General features: G+C 62.6%; 22 protein-coding genes. 9 read left to right on the top strand and 13 right to left on the bottom strand.

What is annotated here, in order from left to right; translation table 11 throughout:
* The first annotated feature begins 9 nt into the window (after window positions 1-9).
* From LHU53_RS14035 to LHU53_RS14020, 4 genes are read left to right on the top strand one after another with little or no spacing between them, the layout of a single operon-like run.
* Window positions 10-1158, top strand: coding sequence for a cysteine desulfurase family protein (locus LHU53_RS14035; protein WP_227333289.1), 1149 nt, complete (start codon window positions 10-12; stop codon window positions 1156-1158).
* A 40-nt stretch (window positions 1159-1198) separates the two neighbouring features.
* Window positions 1199-1426 (top strand): putative nitrogen fixation protein NifT, encoded by a 228-nt coding sequence (nifT, locus tag LHU53_RS14030; RefSeq protein ID WP_227333288.1) that lies wholly within the window; start codon window positions 1199-1201, stop codon window positions 1424-1426.
* Window positions 1427-1428: 2 nt separating this feature from the next.
* Window positions 1429-1695: a hypothetical protein gene (locus LHU53_RS14025; RefSeq protein ID WP_227333287.1), complete on the top strand. Its 267-nt coding sequence runs from the start codon at window positions 1429-1431 to the stop codon at window positions 1693-1695.
* Between the two features lie 16 nt (window positions 1696-1711).
* Window positions 1712-2584, top strand: a complete 873-nt coding sequence (locus LHU53_RS14020) for an SIR2 family protein (RefSeq protein ID WP_227333286.1) — start codon at window positions 1712-1714, stop codon at window positions 2582-2584.
* Here LHU53_RS14020 and modC read toward each other — a convergent pair.
* From modC to LHU53_RS13960, 12 genes are all read right to left on the bottom strand, one after another.
* Window positions 2559-3629: a molybdenum ABC transporter ATP-binding protein gene (gene modC, locus LHU53_RS14015; protein ID WP_227333285.1), complete on the bottom strand. Its 1071-nt coding sequence runs from the start codon at window positions 3627-3629 to the stop codon at window positions 2559-2561. The genes LHU53_RS14020 and modC overlap by 26 nt on opposite strands.
* Before the next feature lies 1 nt (window position 3630).
* Window positions 3631-4311 (bottom strand): molybdate ABC transporter permease subunit, encoded by a 681-nt coding sequence (modB, locus tag LHU53_RS14010; RefSeq protein ID WP_227333284.1) that lies wholly within the window; start codon window positions 4309-4311, stop codon window positions 3631-3633.
* A gap of 46 nt (window positions 4312-4357) precedes the next feature.
* Complete coding sequence (locus LHU53_RS14005; RefSeq protein WP_227333283.1) at window positions 4358-4924, bottom strand: nitrogen fixation protein NifQ; 567 nt, start codon at window positions 4922-4924, stop codon at window positions 4358-4360.
* A 12-nt stretch (window positions 4925-4936) separates the two neighbouring features.
* On the bottom strand, window positions 4937-5323 hold the full coding sequence (locus LHU53_RS14000; RefSeq protein ID WP_227333282.1) for a hypothetical protein: 387 nt from the start codon (window positions 5321-5323) through the stop codon (window positions 4937-4939).
* Between the two features lie 69 nt (window positions 5324-5392).
* Window positions 5393-6148, bottom strand: coding sequence for a molybdate ABC transporter substrate-binding protein (gene modA / locus LHU53_RS13995; protein WP_227333281.1), 756 nt, complete (start codon window positions 6146-6148; stop codon window positions 5393-5395).
* A 25-nt stretch (window positions 6149-6173) separates the two neighbouring features.
* Complete coding sequence (locus tag LHU53_RS13990; protein WP_227333280.1) at window positions 6174-6995, bottom strand: TOBE domain-containing protein; 822 nt, start codon at window positions 6993-6995, stop codon at window positions 6174-6176.
* A 303-nt stretch (window positions 6996-7298) separates the two neighbouring features.
* Window positions 7299-8396, bottom strand: a complete 1098-nt coding sequence (locus tag LHU53_RS13985; RefSeq protein WP_227333279.1) for an NAD(P)-dependent alcohol dehydrogenase — start codon at window positions 8394-8396, stop codon at window positions 7299-7301.
* A 197-nt stretch (window positions 8397-8593) separates the two neighbouring features.
* On the bottom strand, window positions 8594-8866 hold the full coding sequence (gene cowN / locus LHU53_RS13980; RefSeq protein ID WP_227333278.1) for a N(2)-fixation sustaining protein CowN: 273 nt from the start codon (window positions 8864-8866) through the stop codon (window positions 8594-8596).
* A gap of 1 nt (window position 8867) precedes the next feature.
* Window positions 8868-9119 (bottom strand): zinc ribbon domain-containing protein, encoded by a 252-nt coding sequence (locus LHU53_RS13975; RefSeq protein WP_227333277.1) that lies wholly within the window; start codon window positions 9117-9119, stop codon window positions 8868-8870.
* 16 nt (window positions 9120-9135) lie between these two features.
* Window positions 9136-10050, bottom strand: a complete 915-nt coding sequence (draG, locus tag LHU53_RS13970) for an ADP-ribosyl-[dinitrogen reductase] hydrolase (protein ID WP_227333276.1) — start codon at window positions 10048-10050, stop codon at window positions 9136-9138.
* Window positions 10043-10897, bottom strand: a complete 855-nt coding sequence (locus tag LHU53_RS13965) for an NAD(+)--dinitrogen-reductase ADP-D-ribosyltransferase (protein WP_227333275.1) — start codon at window positions 10895-10897, stop codon at window positions 10043-10045. Before LHU53_RS13965 ends, draG begins: the two co-directional genes overlap by 8 nt.
* A 127-nt stretch (window positions 10898-11024) precedes the next feature.
* Window positions 11025-11633 (bottom strand): hypothetical protein, encoded by a 609-nt coding sequence (locus tag LHU53_RS13960; RefSeq protein ID WP_227333274.1) that lies wholly within the window; start codon window positions 11631-11633, stop codon window positions 11025-11027.
* 442 nt (window positions 11634-12075) lie between these two features.
* Here LHU53_RS13960 and nifH point away from each other — a divergent pair, with 442 nt between their 5' ends.
* The 4 genes from nifH to LHU53_RS13940 all read left to right on the top strand — a co-directional run bounded on the left by nifH (window position 12076) and on the right by LHU53_RS13940 (window position 16598).
* Window positions 12076-12990: a nitrogenase iron protein gene (gene nifH, locus LHU53_RS13955; protein WP_078365407.1), complete on the top strand. Its 915-nt coding sequence runs from the start codon at window positions 12076-12078 to the stop codon at window positions 12988-12990.
* A gap of 86 nt (window positions 12991-13076) precedes the next feature.
* The gene (gene nifD, locus LHU53_RS13950) at window positions 13077-14534 is read left to right on the top strand and encodes a nitrogenase molybdenum-iron protein alpha chain (RefSeq protein WP_227333273.1); all 1458 of its coding nucleotides are present in this window, start codon (window positions 13077-13079) and stop codon (window positions 14532-14534) included.
* Window positions 14535-14682: 148 nt separating this feature from the next.
* Complete coding sequence (gene nifK / locus LHU53_RS13945) at window positions 14683-16239, top strand: nitrogenase molybdenum-iron protein subunit beta (protein ID WP_227333272.1); 1557 nt, start codon at window positions 14683-14685, stop codon at window positions 16237-16239.
* 41 nt (window positions 16240-16280) lie between these two features.
* Window positions 16281-16598, top strand: a complete 318-nt coding sequence (locus tag LHU53_RS13940) for a 2Fe-2S iron-sulfur cluster-binding protein (RefSeq protein WP_227333271.1) — start codon at window positions 16281-16283, stop codon at window positions 16596-16598.
* A gap of 105 nt (window positions 16599-16703) precedes the next feature.
* Here LHU53_RS13940 and LHU53_RS13935 read toward each other — a convergent pair whose 3' ends face one another.
* Entirely contained in the window at window positions 16704-19046 is a 2343-nt protein-coding gene (locus tag LHU53_RS13935; protein WP_227333270.1) for a bifunctional diguanylate cyclase/phosphodiesterase, read from the bottom strand.
* A gap of 327 nt (window positions 19047-19373) precedes the next feature.
* Between LHU53_RS13935 and nifE the strand changes: the two genes are divergently transcribed.
* The gene (nifE, locus tag LHU53_RS13930) at window positions 19374-20882 is read left to right on the top strand and encodes a nitrogenase iron-molybdenum cofactor biosynthesis protein NifE (RefSeq protein WP_227333269.1); all 1509 of its coding nucleotides are present in this window, start codon (window positions 19374-19376) and stop codon (window positions 20880-20882) included.
* The last annotated feature ends 16 nt before the right edge of the window (window positions 20883-20898 follow it).

The following is a 20898-nucleotide window of genomic DNA, read 5'->3' as shown; positions in this document are numbered from 1 at the left end:
GTTTTTGCCATGATCTACCTCGACCACAACGCCACCACGCCGCTGGCACCTGCGGTGATCGCGGCCATGCTGCCGGTGATGGCCGGTGTGTGGGCCAACACCTCGTCACAACACGGGCCAGGGCAGGACGCCAAACGCCGCCTGGCGGGGGCGCGGGCCACGGTCGCGCGGGTACTGGGCTGCCACCCGGGTGAAGTCATTTTTACCAGTGGTGCCACGGAATCCAACCACCTGGCGGTGCGTGGCCTGCTGGCGGCTGCGCCCGCCAGCCGCCCGCGGGTCCTGTTCAGTGCGGTAGAGCATGCCGGGCACTTGCGGCTGGCCCGCGCCTTGGCTGCGGCCGGTGTGCCGGTGGACTATCTGCCGGTGTGCCCAGACGGCGCGCTGGACCTGGCCGCCGCTCAGAAGCAGATCGGCCCGGACGTGGCGCTGGTCTCGCTCATGGCTGCCAACAACGAAACCGGCGTCTTGATGCCGGTGGCAGCCGTGGCGGCGCTGGCACACGCTGCCGGTGCGCTGCTGCATGTGGATGCCACCCAGTTCATTGGCAAACAGCCCTTTGACTTTGCCACCTGCGGTGCCGATGCGGTGTCGCTGTCCGCCCACAAGTTTCAAGGCCCCAAAGGCGTGGGGGCGCTGCTGCTGCGCCAGGGCGTGCCCCTGTTGCCCCAAACTCAGGGTAGCCAGGAGCGTGGCCGCCGGGGCGGTACCGAAAATTTGCCCGGCATCGTCGGTTTGGCGGCTGCGCTGGAGGCGCTGGGGGACATTCCCGCCGAGGCCCGTCGCCTCACGGCGCTGCGCGACCAGCTGGAACGTGGCCTGCAAGCGGCCGTGCCCGGGACCCAGGTGTGGTGCCAGCACCTGCCGCGCCTGCCTGGCACCAGCTACCTGCGTTTCGGTCAACTGTCAGCCGATGTGGTGCTGCAGCGGCTGGAGCGGCTGCAGGTGGCCGCCTCCAGCGGTGCCGCGTGTTCGTCGGGCGCAAGCGTACCGTCGCATGTGCTCACCGCCATGGGCGTGTCGCCTGACGAGGCACTGGCCACCATGCGCTTGTCGCTGGGCGCCACCACCACCGCGCAAGACGTGGCCTACCTGCTGCGCGAACTGCCGCCGCTGCTGGCCCCGCTGCGGTGTGAGGCGCCGCTGAGCCTGCCTTGATGCCCACTTTTCCACCCTGTGACCCACCCTGGAGCCGACGATGAAACTCATGATCCGCAAAGACAGCAAAGGCGTTTTGACCGGCTATGTGCCGAAAAAAGACCTGGAAGAACCCATCATCGCCATGGTCAAGCCCGGCATGTGGGGCGGCCTGGTCACGCTGGCCAATGGCTGGCAGTTTGACCTGCCTGACCTGCCTTTGGATACCCCGCTGCCCATCACGGTCGAAGCCCGCCGCCTGGCCCTGACCGACGGCGCGGGAGATTGACCATGGCCATCTCGCCGGACTACCTGCACAGCGTTGCTGCGGTGATGGGGGCCGCCGCCAGCGTGCGTGAGGCTGCCGCCCACTGGCGTGCGCGTGACCCCGCCATGCGGGTCGTGGTGGTGGACGCGATGGACATGCGCGGCGAAACCCCGGCCCTGCGGCTGGGTTCGCGCAGCCTGTACCTGGCCACGTCAAGCGGCCATTGCTGGTCCATCACCGCCAAGCCGGAAGAAGCCACGGCGCTGATCCTGACCCAAAACGACGCCTGATGCCAAAGGAACCCGCATGGACACCCACGACCTGATCGATGACATTGCCCGCCAACTCGCCACCGACGCGGTCATTCCGTACCTGGGGCCCGACATGCTCTCGCTGTGCAGCAATGTTGCCGTGCCTGCCACGCCGTTGGCGCTGGCCGAGTTCATGACCGCCAAGGTCAGCGTGCCGCACAAGATCCGCAAACGCCTGACGCAAGCCGCCCAGTTCATCGAGAACTTCAAACACCGCAAATCGGTGGTGCACCTGATGAACGAGGCCTTTGCCGCCACACCTGAGCCGTCTGCCCTGCAACTGGCGTTGGCCGCCAGCGGTGCCAAGCTGTGGGTGGATACCTGGTACGACGACAGTTTTGCCCGCGCGCTGGCGCAAGACGGCCAGCCCTGGGTGCAGGTGCAGGCTTTGTCGCAATCCGAGCATTTCGGGCAATGGACCGGCGCTTACGCGGCAGACGGCACGCCACTGGCCGAGCTGTCCACCAACCCCGGTCGCCTGCTTTACAAACCTTGGGGCGCACACAGCCCGGCGGGCAACTACCTGGTGTCAGACAGCGACTATGTGGAAGTGCTGACCGAGATCGACATCCAGACCCCCATTCCACCCGCCGTGCAAGCTTGGCGCACCGGCCGGAACTTCTTGTTTCTGGGCTGCCGCTTCAACGACCAGCTCACCCGCAGTTTTGCCCGCCAGATCATGAAACGCGCCAGCCAGCAGCACTGGGCGGTGCTGCCCGACGAGCCTACCCGCATGGAAGCGCTGTTTCTGGCTGAGCAACACATCACCCGCATCCCGCTCACCTTGGCTGAATTTGCCCCGCGGCTCATGGCGGCGATGTCCAACCCGTGCGGTGCTCACCTTACCCAATCAGCGCCACGGCCTTGATCTGCACCCACACGCGCTGGCCGCTTGCCAGCGCCAGCTCGGCGGCTGCGCGCCGGGTCAGGCGTGCCAGCACCGGTGACGCGCCCACCGTCAGCCGCACCAGCGACAGTGCCGGATGGTGGTCGTGCGCGAGTTGATCCACCGTGGCGCTCAAACAGTTCTGGATGCTGGTGCCGGTGACCGGGTGCAGGGCAATGCTGACATCGCGCGCCAGAATGCGCACGCGTACCGACTGGCCCAGGGCGTGCCCGCCATCGCGCACCCACAGGTGGCCGCCGGGGAAGCTCACGCGTGCCAGATGCCAGTGTGCGTCGCGCTCGGCCACCGTGGCGTCCAGCACCACGCCCGCGTCTTCGCCCAGGTGAATGGGCAGGTCCAGCCGGGCCAGCGTTTGCGCCAGCGGGCCAGCGGCCACGGCGCGGCCGTCCTTCAGCACCACGATGTGGTCGGCCAGGCGGGCCACTTCGTCGGGGGAATGGCTCACATACAGCACGGGAATGTCCAGCTCCGCGTGCAGCCGCTCCAGGTATGGCAGGATTTCCTGTTTGCGCGCCAGGTCCAGCGCGGCCAGTGGTTCGTCCATCAGCAGCAGGCGCGGGCTCAAGCTCAGGGCGCGGGCCATGCTGACGCGCTGGCGCTCACCGCCGGAGAGCCGGTCGGGCATGCGCGCCAGCAGGTGACCGATGCCCAACAACGCAATCGCTTGTTCCAGACTGACCCGCTGCGGGCCACGGGTGCGGCGCAACCCGTAGCGCAAATTGCCCAGCACCGACAGGTGGGCAAACAGGCTGGCTTCCTGGAACACGTAACCCAGCGGGCGTTGATGGGTGGGCAGCCAGTGATGGGTGTCTTGCCAGACCTCGTCGTTGACGACCAGGCGGCCTTGGCGGGCGCGTTCCAGCCCGGCGATGCAGCGCAGCAGCGTGGTTTTGCCCGAGCCCGAGTGGCCAAACAGCGCCGTGACACCGCGCGCGGGCAGGTCCAGGTCCACGTCCAGCACAAAGCCCGGCCAATCCAGGTGGAAACGCGCTTGAATACCTGCCATGTCAGACGCCCTGGCCCGGTTTGGGTTTGCGGGTGTACAGCGCCAGCAGCACCAGGAACGAGAAGCCCAGCATCACCGCCGACAAGCGGTGCGCGTCCAGGTACTCCATGGCTTCCACATGGTCGTAAATCTGCACCGAGGCGACGCGGGTGATGCCGGGAATGTTGCCGCCAATCATCAGCACCACGCCAAACTCACCCACGGTGTGCGCAAAGGTCAGGATCGACGCGGTCAAAAAGCCCGGCCACGCCAGCGGCACCGCCACGGTAAAAAAAGCATCCAGCGGCGAGGCGCGCAAGGTGGCCGCCACTTCCAGCGGGCGCTCGCCCAGCGACTCAAAGGCGGTCTGCAGCGGCTGCACCATGAAGGGCAGCGAGTAAAACACCGACGCCACCACCAGCCCCCAAAACGTGAATGGCAAGGTGCCCAGGCCCAAGCCCTGCGTCATCTGCCCCACCAGGCCGTTCGGCCCCATCGCCAGCAGCAGATAAAACCCCAGCACCGACGGCGGCAACACCAGCGGCAGCGCCACCACCGCGCGCACCGGCCCTTTCCACCAGGCCTTGCTGCGCGCCAGCCACCAGGCAATCGGGGTGCCCAGCAGCAGCAAAATCAGCGTGACGATGCCCGCCAGCCGCACGGTCAGCCAGAGGGCTTGTAAATCACTGTCGGTCAAATACATGTGGGTCCGGTGGGGGTGTCAGGGGAAGTCAGGCGGTTGGCTGGGTTCATGTCTCGGGCGCAAAACATTGGGCGCGTTCGGCACATGCCCCGCACGACGGGGCCGGGCAGAGGTCAAGGCCGTCACGACTGCAGTATTGTCGGTAAATGAACTTCTTCCATTTCATGTCGCCGCTGTTCAGTGCCGCCAGGGAGGGGAAGGCGAGGCTCATCAAGGCGGAGAGTTCGCCCCGGTGCGCCAGGCCCAGGTCTTGCCACAGGTGGTCACGCCCACCGCAGGCACAGGCCACGATGTCGGCCAGCCAGACTTCAGACTCGCGCCGCCCAGCGCGGTGCGCCAGCAGCAGCTCACGCAGGTCCTCCAGCTCGAACAGGTTTTGCTCAGGCGCGTTTTGCAGCTCGATCGGGTCACCCGGAAAGTACCCTTCACACAGCGCCCGGAAGGCAGGCGCCGGCAAGCCCAGCGTGGCGGAGAGCACCCCCAGTTGCAGGCAGCGCCCGGCCAGCAGACTGGCCAGCACCGGCCGCAATGGGTCGGCTACGGCGGGCGGGTGCGCAGGTCGGCCCAGCAGGTCTGCCAACAGACGGGCGCGGGCGTCATGGTCTGGGGTCATGGGCGCAAGGTGTCAGTGGCGTGAAAACAGGTCACGCAATTTGCACAGGGTGGTGGTGATGTCAAAGCGCGTGTCGGCCAGCGCCTCACCGGCCAGGACCTTTGTCAGGGCGGTTGGCGGGTCGGTCTCGCCGGTCAGCAGCACCTGGGCGCCCCACTTGGCCATGTGGCGGATGTAGCCGTCACCCGCGCTGGCGGCCACCACCACCTCCACGCCGTGCAAGGGGTGCGGGCCGTCGTCCTGAAAGTGGTGCGGCAACTGCGCCTTGGTCAGCACGATGCGCTGCGGCTCGGGAACGGGCTGGCCTGGCTGGCAGTCATACACCAGCCAGTCGGTGGTTTGTCCGGCGTGACCAGACACCTGCGTCCAGTCGGCTTTGGTGGCGATGGCAATTTTCATGGCGTGTGATCGTGATGAAGTCGTTGTCGCTTGGGTCAAGCCAGTTCCGTGCCTGTTGTGGCCACGCCTTCAGGGCAATTCGTAGCCATAAGACTGGATGACGGCTTTGGCCCTGTCGGATTGCAGGTATTTCATCAGCGCGTCTGCCGCTGGTTGGCCTTGGCCTTTGTTCAGAAGCACCGCGTCCTGGCGGATGGGGGTGTACAGATGGGCCGGCACCCGCCAGCTGGAGCCGGCAATCTTGCCGTCTTGGAGCACCTGCGACAGCGCCACAAAACCCAGCCGTGCGTTGCCGGTGCTGACAAACTGATGCGTTTGGCTGATGTTTTCACCGGTGACAAATTTGGGCTGCAACGCCGCCAGCAGACCGAGGGCTTGCAGGGTTTGTACGGCAGCGGCGCCGTAGGGCGCGGTTTTCGGGTTGGCCACGGCCAGGTGATCAAAGTCGCCCTTTTTCAGCACCTCACCCGCCGCGTCCACCACCGCCGGTTGAGGCGACCAGAGCACCAGTTTGCCCAGCGCATAGGTGAAGGCGCTGCCGGCCACCGCAGCGTTCTCTGTCACCAGCCGCGCCGGGGTTTCGTCATCGGCCGAGAGCAGCACCTCAAACGGCGCACCGTTCTTGATCTGGGCGTAAAACTTGCCAGTGGCGCCGTATGAGGCCACCACCTTGTGGCCGCTGTCTTTCTCAAAATCGGCGGCGATTTGCTTCATCGGTGCGGTGAAGTTGGCGGCGACCGCCACCGACACCTCATCGGCATGCACTGCGAACGATGCGCTCACCAGACAGGCGAGCAACACGGACATCCGGCGTGATGGTTTCATGACAACTCCCTTGTTGTGAACAAACTCAATCGGTGGACGCCAGGAAAACGCTGGACGCCTTGAACACCGCGGTGACTGGCTGGCCCAGGCTCAACCGCAGGCGCTGGACGCTTTGCTCGGTCACCACCGCGGTCAACACGTGCTGGCCGCCGGGCAGGGCCAGCGTCACTTCCGAGTTGACCGGCCCCTCGGAGATGCTGGCCACCGTGCCGGTGAAGCGGTTGCGCGCCGAGATCTGGCCGTCGTCACCGGTCATCAACAAGATTGACGACGCCTTGACAAACGCCAGCACATCGCGGCCCAGCGCCAGGCCCATGTTGTCCGCCGACTCGCGGGTGACGATGGCGGTGACCGCCAGCTTGGGGCCGAGCTGAAGCGTGACTTCGGTGTCCACCACGCCCTCTTTGATGGCGCTGATGGGTCCGGCGAACTGGTTGCGGGCACTGGTTTTCATGGACATCCTTTTTAAAACTTGTCGGAAATCGGCAATATCGGCCACACCGTTTTGCTCCAGATTGCGGGTCAGGCGCGCCAGCGCTAGTTGCGACTCCTGCTCCAGCGCCCGGTAAAACGCGATCAGGCGCCGGGCGAAGGTGGTGAGCTCGGTGCCACCGCCGTGTTTGCCACCCGCCGTGCGGCGCACCAGCGGCTCGGTGGCCACGTTGTTCATGTCGTCCACCGCGTCCCAGGCGGCCTTGTACGACATGGGCACCGCCTTGGCCGCCTGCGAGATGGAGCCGCATTTGTCGATGGCCTCCAGCAAGCGGATGCGTTTGTCGCCCAGAAAACTGCCCATCGCGGTGTCGATGTGTAACTTGCCGGTGAAGTGGGTGGGCGTGGTGGTCACGATGCTGTGGTTCTTTGGGTGGGTAGGCTCTTTTTGCAAACACCATGCCAGAGTTGGCTCCATGGCCGCAAAAATCGTTAACAACTTGACTATATAGCGCCAATCTCAAAAATAGAGGTCAAATCGCTCAACGGGCAGCACAACTGGCGTGAGATTCGCTACACCGATGTATAACTCGCTACACAACAAAACGACACACTGTGACAAAGACGACAAAAGCCACAGCGCCTGGCGGGCCGGGTCAAGGCCGTGAGGCCCTGACGCCAGCCGCCAGCCGCTGTGGCTTTTTCTGGCGCCTGTGGCTCAGGGTTTGATGGCGATTTTGAGCACGCCGTCGCGCTGGTGGGCGAACAGGTCATAGGCGGCGACGATGTTGTCCAGCTTGTACTGGTGGGTGACCAGCGCGCCCAGGTCCACCCGGCCGGACTGCACCACATTCATCAGTCGGCGCATGCGCTCCTTGCCGCCGGGGCACAGCGCGGTGTTGATCTTGTGGTCGCCCAGGCCGGCGGCAAAGGCTGAGAGCGGAATTTTCAGGTCAGTGGAATACACGCCCAGGCTTGACAGTGTGCCGCCGGGTTTGAGCACCCGCAGCGCCGACTCAAAGGTGAGCTGCGTGCCCAGCGCCTCAATGGCGCTGTCGGCACCGCGGCCGCCGGTGAGCTTCATGATCTCGTCAACCACGTCGCAGTTCTTGAAGTTGAGCGTGATGTCGGCGCCCATTTTTTTGGAAATGTCCAGCCGGTGGTCGTTGCCGTCCACGGTGATGATGGTGCTGGCCCCCAGCAGCCGCGCGCCTGCGGTGGCGCACAGGCCAATCGGCCCCTGGGCAAACACCACCACGGTGTCGCCAATGCGGATGTTGGCGTTTTCGGCGCCTTTGAAACCGGTGGACATGATGTCCGGGCACATCAGCACCTGCTCGTCGGTCAGGCCATCGGGAATGGGCGCCAGGTTGGCTTGCGCGTCCGGCACCAGCACGTATTCGGCCTGGGTGCCGTCGATCAGGTTGCCAAAGCGCCAGCCGGCGGTGGCCTTGAAGCCGTGGCAGCCGCACAAGCCTTGCGGCACCAGGTAGCTGCCGTCTTGCGACGGGGCGCCGTCTTGCGCGGCATACGAGTTGAAGTTGGGGCAAATCGCGCCGGCAATCACCCGCTGGCCTTCCTGGTAGCCCTGCACGGCACTGCCCAGCTTCTCGATCACGCCCACTGGCTCGTGGCCGATGGTCAGGCCCTTGGCGACGGGGTATTCACCCTTGAGGATGTGCACGTCGGTGCCGCAAATGGTGGTGGTGGTGATGCGGATCAGCGCATCGTTGGGGCCCACGTCGGGGATGCGTTTGTCGACCACTTCAATACGACCGGACTCAACAAACACCGCAGCTTTCATCATGGTGGCCATGGGAACTCCTCAGGTTGGAAAAGCCTAAATCAGGCAGAACACGGTGGTTCAGTCTAGGCTTATCCGGCCAGAAAGTGAAGTCTTGTGGCGGCGTTTTTCACCTGCGGCAACCCGGCCAGGGTGCCGCCCGCTGCGTCCAGCGTGCCAAAGCCAGAGTCACACCCCCGCCGGGCGTGCGAACGCGTGTTCAGGCGGGCTTAGAAACACTCGCATTCCAGCTGGTCCAGCCAGGCCAGGCCGGTCTCGTCACCGCGCGACTCCAGCAGCTCGCGGATCTGGTTGACGAAGCTCGACAGCAGCAATTGGTCGTCACAGCGCATGCCCTGGGTGGCGTTGCGGCGCTTGAAAAAGTAGACCCAGAACGGGTCGTCCAGGCCCTGGGTGTGTAGCTCAATGCGGGCGATCATGCGAGCGGTCTGGCCGTCGACATCGATGCCCTTGAAGGTGCGGTAGCGGTCCGTGGTGTCCATGTCAGATGTTCTTTTTTCCCTGGAGCAATTTGGCTTTGTCGGAGGGGCTGTAATTGTCAAAAAGACCCTGCGCGGCGGCCACACGGCGGTGCGCCATGCGGATGGCTTCGATCTTGCCCGCCGGGGCGATCGGTGAGACGCATTTGTCGAGCGCGGTGCTGGCGCATTGCGGGCAAGCGGGTGTGGCGCCAGAACGCACCAGCGCCTCAAAGCGGTGGCCACAGGCCTGGCAGTGGTAGTCATAAATGGGCATGGGGATCTCCTGAAAATCAAGGGGTACGGCCTGTCAGGGCCAACAGCCCGCAGGTCTGGTCGGTCACCGCGCGTTTGACGTCAGGCTGCAGCCGCTTCAGCCAGCGTGAGGGCAGCCGGGCGGCACCGCAGCGCGCACCGGCCAGCATGCCGACCAGTGCGCCGGTGGTGTCGGCATCGTCGCCCTGGTTCACCGTGGCCACCAAAGCGGCTTCAAAGTCGTCATGCAGGGTGAGGTAGTGCAGCACGGTTTGCACGGTGTCCACCACATAGGCGGTGGCCCGGCCTCGGTAGGGGGTCAACCGGAAACTGGGGTTGTCGGCCACCCACTGCGACACCCAGGCCTGGCAGCCAGCGTGGTCCAAACCGCCCAGCAGCAGGCGCAGCAGCTGGCCCAGGCCGAGGGTGGCCGCATCTGACAGCGGGTGGTGGTGTGTCAGGCGGGCCTGCGCCAGGGACAGCTGCTCAAACAAGGCGTCGTGACCCAGTGTGGCCAGCACGGCGGGCAGGTTGCGCATCAGGGCGCCGTTGCCGCCGTCACCGGGGTTCAACGGGCCTTCGAGCGTGCCCTCCACCATGAAGCGCAGGATGCCGCGCCGACAGGTGTTGCCGCAGTCCACGGGCCGCGCCTTGAACCACTGCACATACGCCTGGCCGATGTGACGCACCAGTGTGTCATCGCCATGGGCCAGGGCGGCCAGCGCCGGGCTGCCGCCTTGCAGCAGCGCGCCGCCCAGCGCCAGGCTCATGGTGGTGTCGTCGGTGACCTGGCCGCGCGAGAGCTTGAGCCAGCCGCCGCCGATGATGTCGCGGTGCACACCGTAGGCCTGGGCGATTTCGCGCGGGCGCATGAACTCGACCGTGGCGCCCAGCGCGTCGCCAATCGCCATACCCAGGTAGGCGCCCAGAGCGCGGTCCAGCAGATCACGCATAACGTGCCGTCACTTCAAAATTGCCGCCGAGCGCCAGCACCTCCTGTTCACCTTGCAGCACCTGGCCGGGCAAGAGGCCGGGAAACACCAGCACCTTGCACACCGGCACCTGCACCTCCAGCACCCAGTCACCAAAACACGAGGCATCTTCGGCTGACTGGCTGAACGACACCAGGTTGTTCAGCCGCACCGTGCAGTGCCGGTCTTGCAGGCGCCCGGCAATCAGCTGCTCCTCACAGCGGTTGCTGCCGCGCCAGAGCCGAAGGTGTTTGCCCGTGGGCACGCCGGGCAAGACGGCGTGGCGCAGCGCCCATTGGCAGAATTCGTACAACAGGTCGAGCTGCTGGTGGATGTTGTTATTGTTGTGGCGGCTGGCGGTTTTTTCCTGCAGATAAGCCACCCACGCGGGTGACGGAAAACGTGCCAGCGGCGCTTTGTGAAAACTCGGCACCAAGCCAAAGCGGCTTTCCACCCAGCCCTTGAGCACCGCACCTGCCGCGCCATTGGCATCCATGCCCCAGCCCTGCAGCAGCTTGCGCCAGCTGCTGTGCCAGCGCCGCTGCTCCGACGCACCCATGCTGCGCAGCTCATCCGCGTCGGGCTTGCGCAGCCCGAAGGCAATGCTCAGGTAGTGGGTGAACATGTCTTGTGCCTCGCTCAGGTCGCGGCTGCGTTCCAGCAGGGCGAACAGGCCTTGGTGTGACTCGCGTGTACCCGCAATCGCCAGCGGCACCGGGTTGGCATTGAACGCCGCGCTGCCCAGCAGCAGCGACGGCACTCCCACCAGGTTGGTGCCGTACCAGCGGTGGGGCTGATCCAGTTCCTCGAAGACATCATCTGTAGCCATGAACGAGGTGTTTGATCGGATGGGTTCCGTCGCGAGCAGCCCGAGGTCAATGTGAGAAGCGCAGCCGTACTGCCGTACGGCGAGCATCGCAGCGTTGAGATCGGGTTACGCAGCAGGAAGCCACCGCTCAAACGGGCCGGTTTTCGTTGGGGTTGCGTACCGGCCCCATCAGCGCCAGGCCCTGCTCATAGCTGATGACTTCAAACTTGGCGCTGAACTTGAGTGCGGCATTGGCCACCGAGTCGAGCTTGCCTGCCGTGTCTTTTTTCTTCAGGTCGTTCTTCTCCAGGTACAACAGGTCCAGCATTTCGTTGTACACGGTGGACTCCAGAATGGGCAGCACGTAGAAGGTGGCGCCGTTGTAAGGCACCTGGTATTTTTTGGACAGGTCGATGTTGTCGCAGAACAGGAAATATTTGCCACGGGCGCTCAAGCCCTCGCCCAGAACTTCGGCCACGTCTTTCAGATGCTCAAAACTCAGCAGATACCCGGCAAAAAACGGAATGTCTTTTTCGCCCACGTTGGCAATGGCCATGGCCTGCGGGCACAACAGTTCAGGCGGGCGGGCCTCATCGGCCAGCTTGGGGGCAAAACGCAGGGCGAGTTCACCGCGAAAACCGACCCGGCCTGGTTCGCCGGTGAGCGCTTTGTGCAGGGGGTTGAGCAGCCGCCCTTCGCTCTCAAGCGGCGCAAGCGCGGTGTCGTCGATCTCTGGGCGGGCGAGGGTAGCGGTCATGAAACATCCTTGGGTGGTGGTTGAACGGGTGGACTTGATAGCAAGCCCGGCTCTAACTGCAATGACCGTACCAACCTGAAACCCCGCCAAAGCCAGCCAAAACCCGGCAGCAGGCGCTGCAAACGCGACACAAACCGGCGCCAGGCGCCTTCGACGACGGGCTTTTTACGACACGGTCGCTGGTTTTGTCGGGAAGCGAACAAAACCCTGGCATCACGCAAAAAGCACCCAAAAAATTGTTTTTGTCCAATGAAAACAACAACTTATAAAACCATGACAAGCACCGTAGACACATGGCACGGAAGCTGCAATGAACAGGGAGCGCGGACTCACATCCGGCCAAACGTGACTACAAGAAGAAGACCATTGGACACGTCAGGCAGACAAGTAGTCGCGGCTACGCAAGCTTGGTTTTTCAACCCTTCCTGATTGGAGTACTGCAATGGCTAAACTTCGGCAAATCGCCTTCTACGGCAAAGGTGGCATCGGCAAATCCACCACTTCTCAAAACACCCTGGCAGCCTTGTCTGACCTGGGCCAAAAAATCCTCATCGTCGGCTGCGACCCCAAAGCCGACTCCACCCGTCTGATCCTGCACGCCAAGGCACAGGACACCATCCTGTCACTGGCCGCCGAAGCCGGCTCGGTGGAGGATCTGGAGCTCGAAGACGTGATGAAGATTGGTTACAAAAACATCCGTTGTGTTGAATCCGGTGGCCCAGAGCCAGGTGTCGGTTGCGCTGGCCGCGGTGTGATCACCTCGATCAACTTCCTCGAAGAAAACGGCGCCTACGACGGTGTGGACTATGTGTCCTACGACGTGCTCGGTGACGTGGTGTGTGGCGGTTTTGCCATGCCCATCCGCGAAAACAAGGCGCAGGAAATCTACATCGTCATGTCCGGCGAAATGATGGCCATGTACGCCGCCAACAACATCTCCAAGGGCATTCTGAAATACGCCAACTCGGGTGGTGTGCGTCTGGGTGGCCTGGTGTGTAACGAGCGCAAGACCGACAAGGAATACGAACTGGCCGACGCGCTGGCGGGCATGCTCGGCAGCAAGCTGATCCACTTTGTGCCGCGTGACAACGTGGTGCAACACGCCGAACTGCGCCGTATGACGGTGATCGAATACGCCCCTGACTCCAAACAGGCCGGTGAATACCGCACGCTGGCGCAAAAGGTCCACAACAACGCGGGCAACGGCACCATCCCCACCCCCATCACGATGGACCAGCTCGAAGACATGCTGATGGAGTTCGGGATCATGGACGTGATCGACGAATCCCTGGTCGGCAAGGCTGCCGCAGAACTGGCCGCTGCCCAAGCCGCCGCAGCGCAGCTCGCCGCTGCCTAAGAGGTGTGAATTCCGGTCTGCGTTGCGCTACGTGACCAGACCGGGACTTTCACCACACCCCCAACATCACCTACTGGAGTTACCCCATGACCGCCACCGTTGAAGAGCGCAAGGCCACCAACAAGGCCCTGATTGAAGAAGTGCTGAAGGCCTACCCCGAAAAAATGGCCAAGCGGCGCGCCAAACACCTCAGCACTTTTGAAGAAGGCCGCCCCGATTGCGGGGTCAAGTCCAACATCAAGTCGCTGCCCGGCGTGATGACCATTCGTGGCTGCGCCTATGCGGGCTCCAAAGGGGTGGTCTGGGGCCCGATCAAGGACATGGTGCACATCAGCCATGGCCCGGTCGGCTGCGGCCAGTACTCCTGGGCCAACCGCCGCAATTACTACATCGGCACCACCGGCATCGACTCCTTTGTGACGATGCAGTTCACCTCCGACTTCCAGGAGAAGGACATCGTTTTTGGCGGCGACAAAAAGCTCGACAAGATCATCGACGAGATCCAGGTGCTGTTCCCGCTGAACAAAGGCATTTCGATCCAATCCGAGTGCCCGATTGGCCTGATTGGTGACGACATCGAGGCCGTCTCCAAGAAAAAGAGCAAGGAGTACGAAGGCAAGACCATCGTGCCCGTGCGTTGTGAAGGTTTCCGGGGTGTCAGCCAGTCGCTGGGCCACCACCTGGCCAACGACGCCATCCGCGACTGGGTGTTCGACCGCACCGACACCGGTCACACCTCGCAGTTTGTGTCGACCCCGTACGACGTGGCCATCATTGGTGACTACAACATCGGTGGTGATGCTTGGTCCAGCCGCATCCTGCTCGAAGAAATGGGCTTGCGTGTGATCTCGCAGTGGTCCGGTGACGGCACCATCGCTGAAATCGAGAACACGCCTAAGGCCAAGCTCAATGTGCTGCACTGCTACCGCTCGATGAACTACATCAGCCGGCACATGGAAGAAAAGTACGGCATCCCATGGGTGGAATACAACTTCTTTGGTCCGAGCAAGATCGAAGCCAGCCTGCGCGAGATCGCCAGCCACTTTGACGACAGCATCAAGGCCAAGGCCGAAGAGGTGATCGCCAAGTACAAACCGCTGATGCAAGCTGTCATCGACAAGTACCGTCCGCGTCTGCAAGGCAAGAAAGTGATGTTGTATGTGGGTGGTCTGCGTCCGCGTCACGTGATTGGCGCCTACGAAGACCTGGGGATGGAAATTGTGGGCACCGGCTACGAGTTCGCCCACAACGACGACTACCAGCGCACCACCCACTACGTCAAAGACAGCACGCTGATTTATGACGATGTGACGGGTTACGAGTTCGAGCACTTTGTGGAAGGCATCAAGCCCGACCTGGTGGGCTCAGGCATCAAGGAAAAGTACGTGTTCCAGAAGATGGGTGTGCCCTTCCGTCAGATGCACAGCTGGGACTACTCCGGCCCTTACCACGGGTATGACGGCTTTGCCATCTTTGCCCGTGACATGGACATGGCGATCTCCAGCCCGGTCTGGGGTTTGACCAAGGCCCCCTGGAAAGCTTGATCCTCCCCGTTGCTTGCTCACTGCGTGTAGCCGCATACCCCTCAAGGGGCGCACCCAACGGACCGGCGAAGCCGGATCCGTGGGTGCCCTGGCAGGGTGTAGCAAGGCTCGCTTAGCCGCCAACCTTTAACCCTTATTGGAGCCCACCATGCCTCAAGTTGCCGACAAAGTCATTGACCACGAAATGTTGTTTCGTGAACCCGAGTACCAAGACCTCTTCGAGAAGAAGAAGGCCTTTGAATTCAACCATTCCGAAGCCACCATCGGCCAGACCGTGGAGTGGACCAAGACCGAAGACTACAAACTCAAAAACTTCGCCCGCGATTCCCTCGTGGTCAACCCGGCCAAAGCCTGCCAGCCGCTGGGTGCGGTGTTTGCCGCCAACGGCTTTGCCAAAACCCTGAGTTTTGTGCATGGCAGCCAGGGTTGTGTGGCGTATTACCGCGCCCACTTCTCGCGCCATTTCAAGGAGCCCACCAGCTGTGTGTCATCCAGCATGACCGAAGACGCCGCAGTGTTTGGTGGCCTGAACAACATGGTCGACGGCTTGGCCAACGCCTACAGCCTGTACAAGCCGGACATGATTGCGGTGTCCACCACTTGCATGGCCGAGGTGATTGGTGATGACGTCGACGCGTTCATCAAAACCAGCAAACAAAAGGGCAGCATTCCCGAAGAGTTTGACGTGCCGTTTGCCCACACCCCGGCTTTTGTAGGTAGCCACATCACCGGCTACGACAACGCTTTGCTGGGTGTGCTGCGCCACTTCTGGGACGGCAAGGCCAAGACCGAAGAGCCGCTGGTGCGCGTGCCCAACGACAGCATCAACTTCATCGGTGGTTTCGACGGCTTTGTCGTCGGCAACATGAAGGAAATTCGCCGCATCTTCAGCCTGTTCGACGTCAAGGTGAACATCATCTGTGACCCGTCCGAGAGCTGGAACACCCCCACTGACGGCGAATTCCGCATGTACGCCGGTGGCACCACCAAAGAAGAAGTCGTGGCCGCCCTGCACGCCAAGGCCACCATCGTGTTCCAGGAATTCTGCTGCGAAAAAACCAGCAAATTCATCGCTGAGCACGGCCAGGAAGTGGTCACCCTCAACGCCCCGGTCGGCGTGGCTGGCACCGACAAGTTCCTGATGGCCATCTCGCACTTGACAGGTAAACCCATTCCTGCTGAGCTGGAAAAAGAGCGCGGCCAGTTGGTGGATGCGCTGGCCGACAGCCAGGCCCATTTGCACGGCAAACGTTTCGCCCTGTATGGTGACCCTGACCAGCTGTTGGGTTACGCCGCCTTCTTGCTCGAACTCGGTGCCGAGCCGACCCATGTGTTGTCCACCAACGGCACCAACGAATGGGCGGCCAAGGTGCAGGCGCTGTTTGACTCCACGCCTTACGGCAAGGGTTGCAAGGTGTATCCGAAGCGTGATCTCTGGCATCTGCGTTCGTTGCTGTTCACCGAACCGGTGGACTTCCTGATTGGCAACACTTATGGCAAGTTCCTGGAGCGTGATACCAAGGTGCCACTGGTGCGTCTGGTGTTCCCGATCCACGACCGCCACCACCACCACCGTTACCCCACCTGGGGTTATGAAGGCGGCCTGCGTGTGCTGGTGATGTTGCTCGACGAGTTCTTTGAAGCGTTGGATGCCAACACCATGGCCATCGGCAAGACCGACTACAGCTACGACATCGTTCGTTAAAGGGGAACATCATGGCCAATGTGACTTTTAGCTCCCCCCGCATGAAAAAAGACGTGACGGTGTATGCCGTTGCCGGTGATACCAAAACCCTGCTTGCCGTGGCCAAGGCCAACGACGTGCCGTTATCGTCCGAGTGTGAAAACGGCGAATGTGGCTCCTGCCAGGTGCAGGTGTCGGTGCTGTCGGGCAAAACACCGATTGGTGTGGCGCTGACCGAAAAGGAAAAACTGGTGCTCAAGCTCGCGGGCAAGATCACCGCCCAGCAGATTGCGGACGCCGAGACCAAAGACCTGCCGCCGCCGTGGCGCCTGGCCTGCCAGATGGTGGTGCGCGACGAGGATATTCTGGTCAAGTTCTGACAGCTTGCCAGATCCTGATGGCCGCCAGCCCTTTTGCCATAAGGGCTGGCGGCCATTTTTGTCGTGAAGAGCGCGGCGGTTCAGTCGCGTGGCTGACGACTCGCGCTAACGCTGAAAGTGTTGCCAGGTCGGGTCGGGCCGCCAGGTGCTCACCCAGCCGGGCAGGGCGTCGGCTGGCATCGGCCGGGCAATGCCGTAGCCCTGCGCCAGGTCACAGCCAAGTTGCAGCAGCGCGGTGCCGTGCGCCACGGTTTCGACCCCTTCGGCAATCACCTCGCGCTTGAAAGCGGCCGCCAGCCCGATCACCCCTTCCAAAATCGCCAGGTCGTCTGCGTTGTCCAGCATGTCGTGCACAAAACTCTGGTCGATCTTCAGCAGCGCCACCCGCAGGCGCTTCAGGTAAGTCAATGACGAGTAGCCGGTGCCAAAGTCGTCCAGTGCAAACTTCACGCCCATCTGTTCGCAGGCTTCAATCACTCGGGACACCTGGGTCATGTCATGCAGGGCGCTGGTTTCCAGGATTTCAAGCTCCAGCCAGGCCGGATCAACCTGCGGGTGGGCCGCCAGAATCGTCTTGAGCCGCATCACAAAATCCGATTGCTGCAACTGGCGTGCGCCCACGTTGATGCTGATGGCCAGGTCCAGCCCGGCGCGGCGCCAGGTCTCGATCTGGCTCAGCGCCGTGTCCAGCACCCATTCACCCATTGCCACCGACAGCGGGTGGTCCTCCACCACCGGCAAAAACAGGCCCGGCGCCAGCAGACCTTTGACCGGGTGCTGCCAGCGGATCAAGGCTTCGACGCCCACCACACGGCCTGTGCGCATGTTCACCTTGGGCTGGTAGTGCAGCACAAATTCGTTGCGCGCCAGCGCCTGCCCGATGCCGGTCAGCGTCTCGTGGCGGTCGCGGATGCTGCTGTCCTGCTCGGCATCAAAGAGGTGGTAGCGATTTTTGCCGGCCAGTTTGGCCTGGTACATGGCCTGATCGGCCTGGCGCAGCAACTGGTCGGCGTCCAGCGTCTGATCCTGCGGGTAAAACGTCACGCCCAGACTGGCCGACACCTGCACCGTCAGGTCACCGAGTTGCACCGGCTCGCAGGCTGCGCTGACCAGGCGGCTCAGCATGGGCAGACTCGCCGCCACGTTGTCCAGATCAATCAGGACAGCGACAAATTCGTCACCGCCGATACGCGCCAGCGTGTCGCCCTCGCGCAGGGTTTCCTTGATGCGTTTGGCCAGCGCCAGCAGCAACAGGTCACCTATGTCATGGCCATAGGTGTCATTGACCGACTTGAAATCGTCCAGGTCCAGGTAGGCCACCGCCAGTTGTTGGCCGCTATGCGGCATGTGCTGCATGGCCTGCTGCAGGCGGTCTGTCAGCAGGATGCGGTTGGGCAGGTTGGTCAGGGCATCGAAATGGGCGACACGCTCCAGCTCGATCTGGTGTTCCTTGAGTTCGGTGATGTCTGACAGCAGGGCCACATACTGCACGGTGTGACCTGACGCGTCGCGGATGGCGCTGATGGTCATCAGTTCGGCAAAAATTTCACCATTTTTGCGGCGGTTCCAGATTTCGCCACTCCAGTAACCACGCGCCATCAGGTCGCCCCACAGCCCGGCATAAAACGCTTGACCTTGCCTGCCGGACTGCAACAGGGAGGGCTTCTGACCCACCGCCTCGTCACGGGCATAGCCCGTGATGCGGGTGAACGCTTCGTTGACATCGACGATCACACCGTCGGCGCTGGTGACCATGATGCCTTCGCGGGCATGGGTGAAAACGCGTCCGGCGAGCTGGAGTTTTTCGTCGGCGGATTTGCGTTGTGTGATGTCGCGGGCAATGAAGATGAAGTGGTCGTGCGGGTCTTCACTGTCGCGCAGCGGCGACACCGACAGCTCGAACCAGCGTTGCCCCTGCGGTAACTGAAGCGCATAGGTCTTGCCGGTTGAATACCCGTGTTCGGCAGCCTCCCGCAGCGCCGCAAGACACACCTGGGACGCCAGCGGTGGCAGGAAGTCAGAGAACAACTTGCCCAGAAACAGGTCAGGCGGCGACGCCAGCAAATCGTCGCGATGGGTGTGGCAGCGGTAGATGCGGCCATCCTGGCTCACTTCAAACAGCATGTCGGGCAAGGCGTCCAGCGTGGCCTGGAGTCGGCTTTGGCTTTCGCGCAATTCCAGTTCTCTTTGCTTGACAGCGTCTATCGAGTGGTGCAACCGGTCCACCATCCGCCGAATCAGGCTGAACAGGAACAGCGATGTCACCGCGACAAACAGCCAACCCTTGAGCATGCTGATCCGCGTCATGCTGGCCGTATCGGTGATCAGCCAGTTCAAAGCCTTGTCCGACACCAATATCCACAGGCTGGCAAAGCCGGCATACACCAGCACGATTGGCCAGGCCTCATCGATGCTGGACTTGTGGGGCGGCAAAGGACGATCAGGCATGCCAGGTGGCATGGCCGGCCAGCCATGCCCACGCCGCGTCACCGGGGCGGTTGGGGGGTGTGGGTTCTGTTGGATGTGTCATCTTGTCAGGTCAGCAGCGGGCTGCAAGGTCTCTGGGTTCCAGACTCGAATTCTAGGGCTGCGATGTCTGGCTGTGTCGTTGGCGGTGGGGTGACTTTCGGCGTCAAGTTTTGTCGGGATTCCTTCAAATCGGCCAAAACCGTCTGTCGGGCGCGCTCTGGCACCGTCAAACGGGTGGGTGGCGGCTGTTTTGGCCTGGCACCAAAAATGCATTGACAGACGCAACTACCTCATCAGGAGCCTGCCATGTCTGTCGCGCTCAAGGCCAAGATTGCTGACCTGTTTGAAGAGCCTGCGTGCGACAAAAACCAGGCCAAATCCGAGAAAGACCGCCAAAAGGGCTGCGGCAAACAACTCGCGCCCGGTGCCGCGGCGGGTGGCTGTGCGTTTGACGGCGCCATGATCGCCCTGCAGCCGATCGCCGATGTGGCGCACCTGGTCCACGGGCCGATTGCCTGCGCGGGTAATGCCTGGGACAACCGGCACAGCGCCTCCAGCGGCCCGCAGATTTACCGCACCGGCTTCACCACCGACACCAACGAGCTGGACGTGATTTATGGCGGTGAAAAACGCCTGTTCAAGTCGATCCGCGAGATTATTGACAAATACAACCCGCCTGCGGTGTTTGTCTACCAGACCTGTGTGCCCGCTCTGGTGGGTGACGACATCGAGGCGGTCTGCCAGCGCGCGTCAGAGAAATTTGGCAAACCCGTCATCCCGGTCAACGCGCCCGGTTTTGCCGGCATCAAGAACCTGGGCAACAAGCTGGGTGCCGAGGCGCTGCTGGACTACGTGATCGGCACCGTCGAGCCCGAGTTCACCACGCCCTATGACATCAACATCATTGGTGAGTACAACCTGGTGGGTGAGTTGTGGCAGGTCAAGCCGCTGCTCGATGCTTTAGGCATCCGCATCTTGTGCTGCATTGCCGGTGATGGCCGCTACAACGAGATTGCCAGCGCCCACCGCGCCCGGGTGAACATGATGGTGTGCTCCAAGTCGATGATCAACGTCGCCACCAAAATGCAGGCGCGCTGGGGTATTCCGTACTTTGAGGGCTCGTTCTACGGCATTGGCGACATGAGCGACAGCCTGCGCCAGATCGCCCAATTGCTGGTGCAGCAAGGCGCACCTGCTGACTTGCTGGTGCGTACCGAGCAGCTGATTGCGGTGGAGGAAGCCCGTGCCTGGCAGCGGATCGACCATTACAAACAGCGCTTAAGCGGCAAACGGGTGCTGCTGATCACCGGCGGCGTCAAGTCCTGGTCGGTGGTGGCGGCGCTGCAAGAAGCCGGGCTGGTGATTGTGGGCACCAGCGTCAAAAAATCGACCAAGGAAGACAAGGAAAAGATCAAGGAGATCATGGGCGACGACGCCCACATGATCGACAACATGACCCCGCGCGAGATGTACGACATGCTGCGCGAGGCGCGTGCCGACATCATGCTCTCGGGCGGGCGCAGCCAGTTTGTGGCGCTCAAGGCACGCATGCCCTGGCTGGACATCAACCAGGAGCGTTTCTACGCCTACGCGGGTTATGAAGGCGCGGTGGAACTGGTGCACCAGATCGACCGCGCCTTGTCCAACCCGGTCTGGCAGCAGGTGCGTTTGCCCGCGCCCTGGGGTGACGACGGCGACACCTTGGGGGCCGTGCCAGCGGTGACACCGCAGCCCGCAGCGGCCCAACCGATCCATTTTCTGGCGGATGTCGCGGCACACGCTTTGGGCCTGGCGCCCGAAGAGATTCCGGCCTGAACACCGCCCCAACGCG

Origin of the sequence: Rhodoferax sp. U2-2l (genome assembly GCF_020594515.1) — a bacterium.
In the GTDB taxonomy this organism is placed as follows: domain Bacteria; phylum Pseudomonadota; class Gammaproteobacteria; order Burkholderiales; family Burkholderiaceae_C; genus Rhodoferax.
This window is presented reverse-complemented; position numbering and strand designations above follow the sequence as displayed.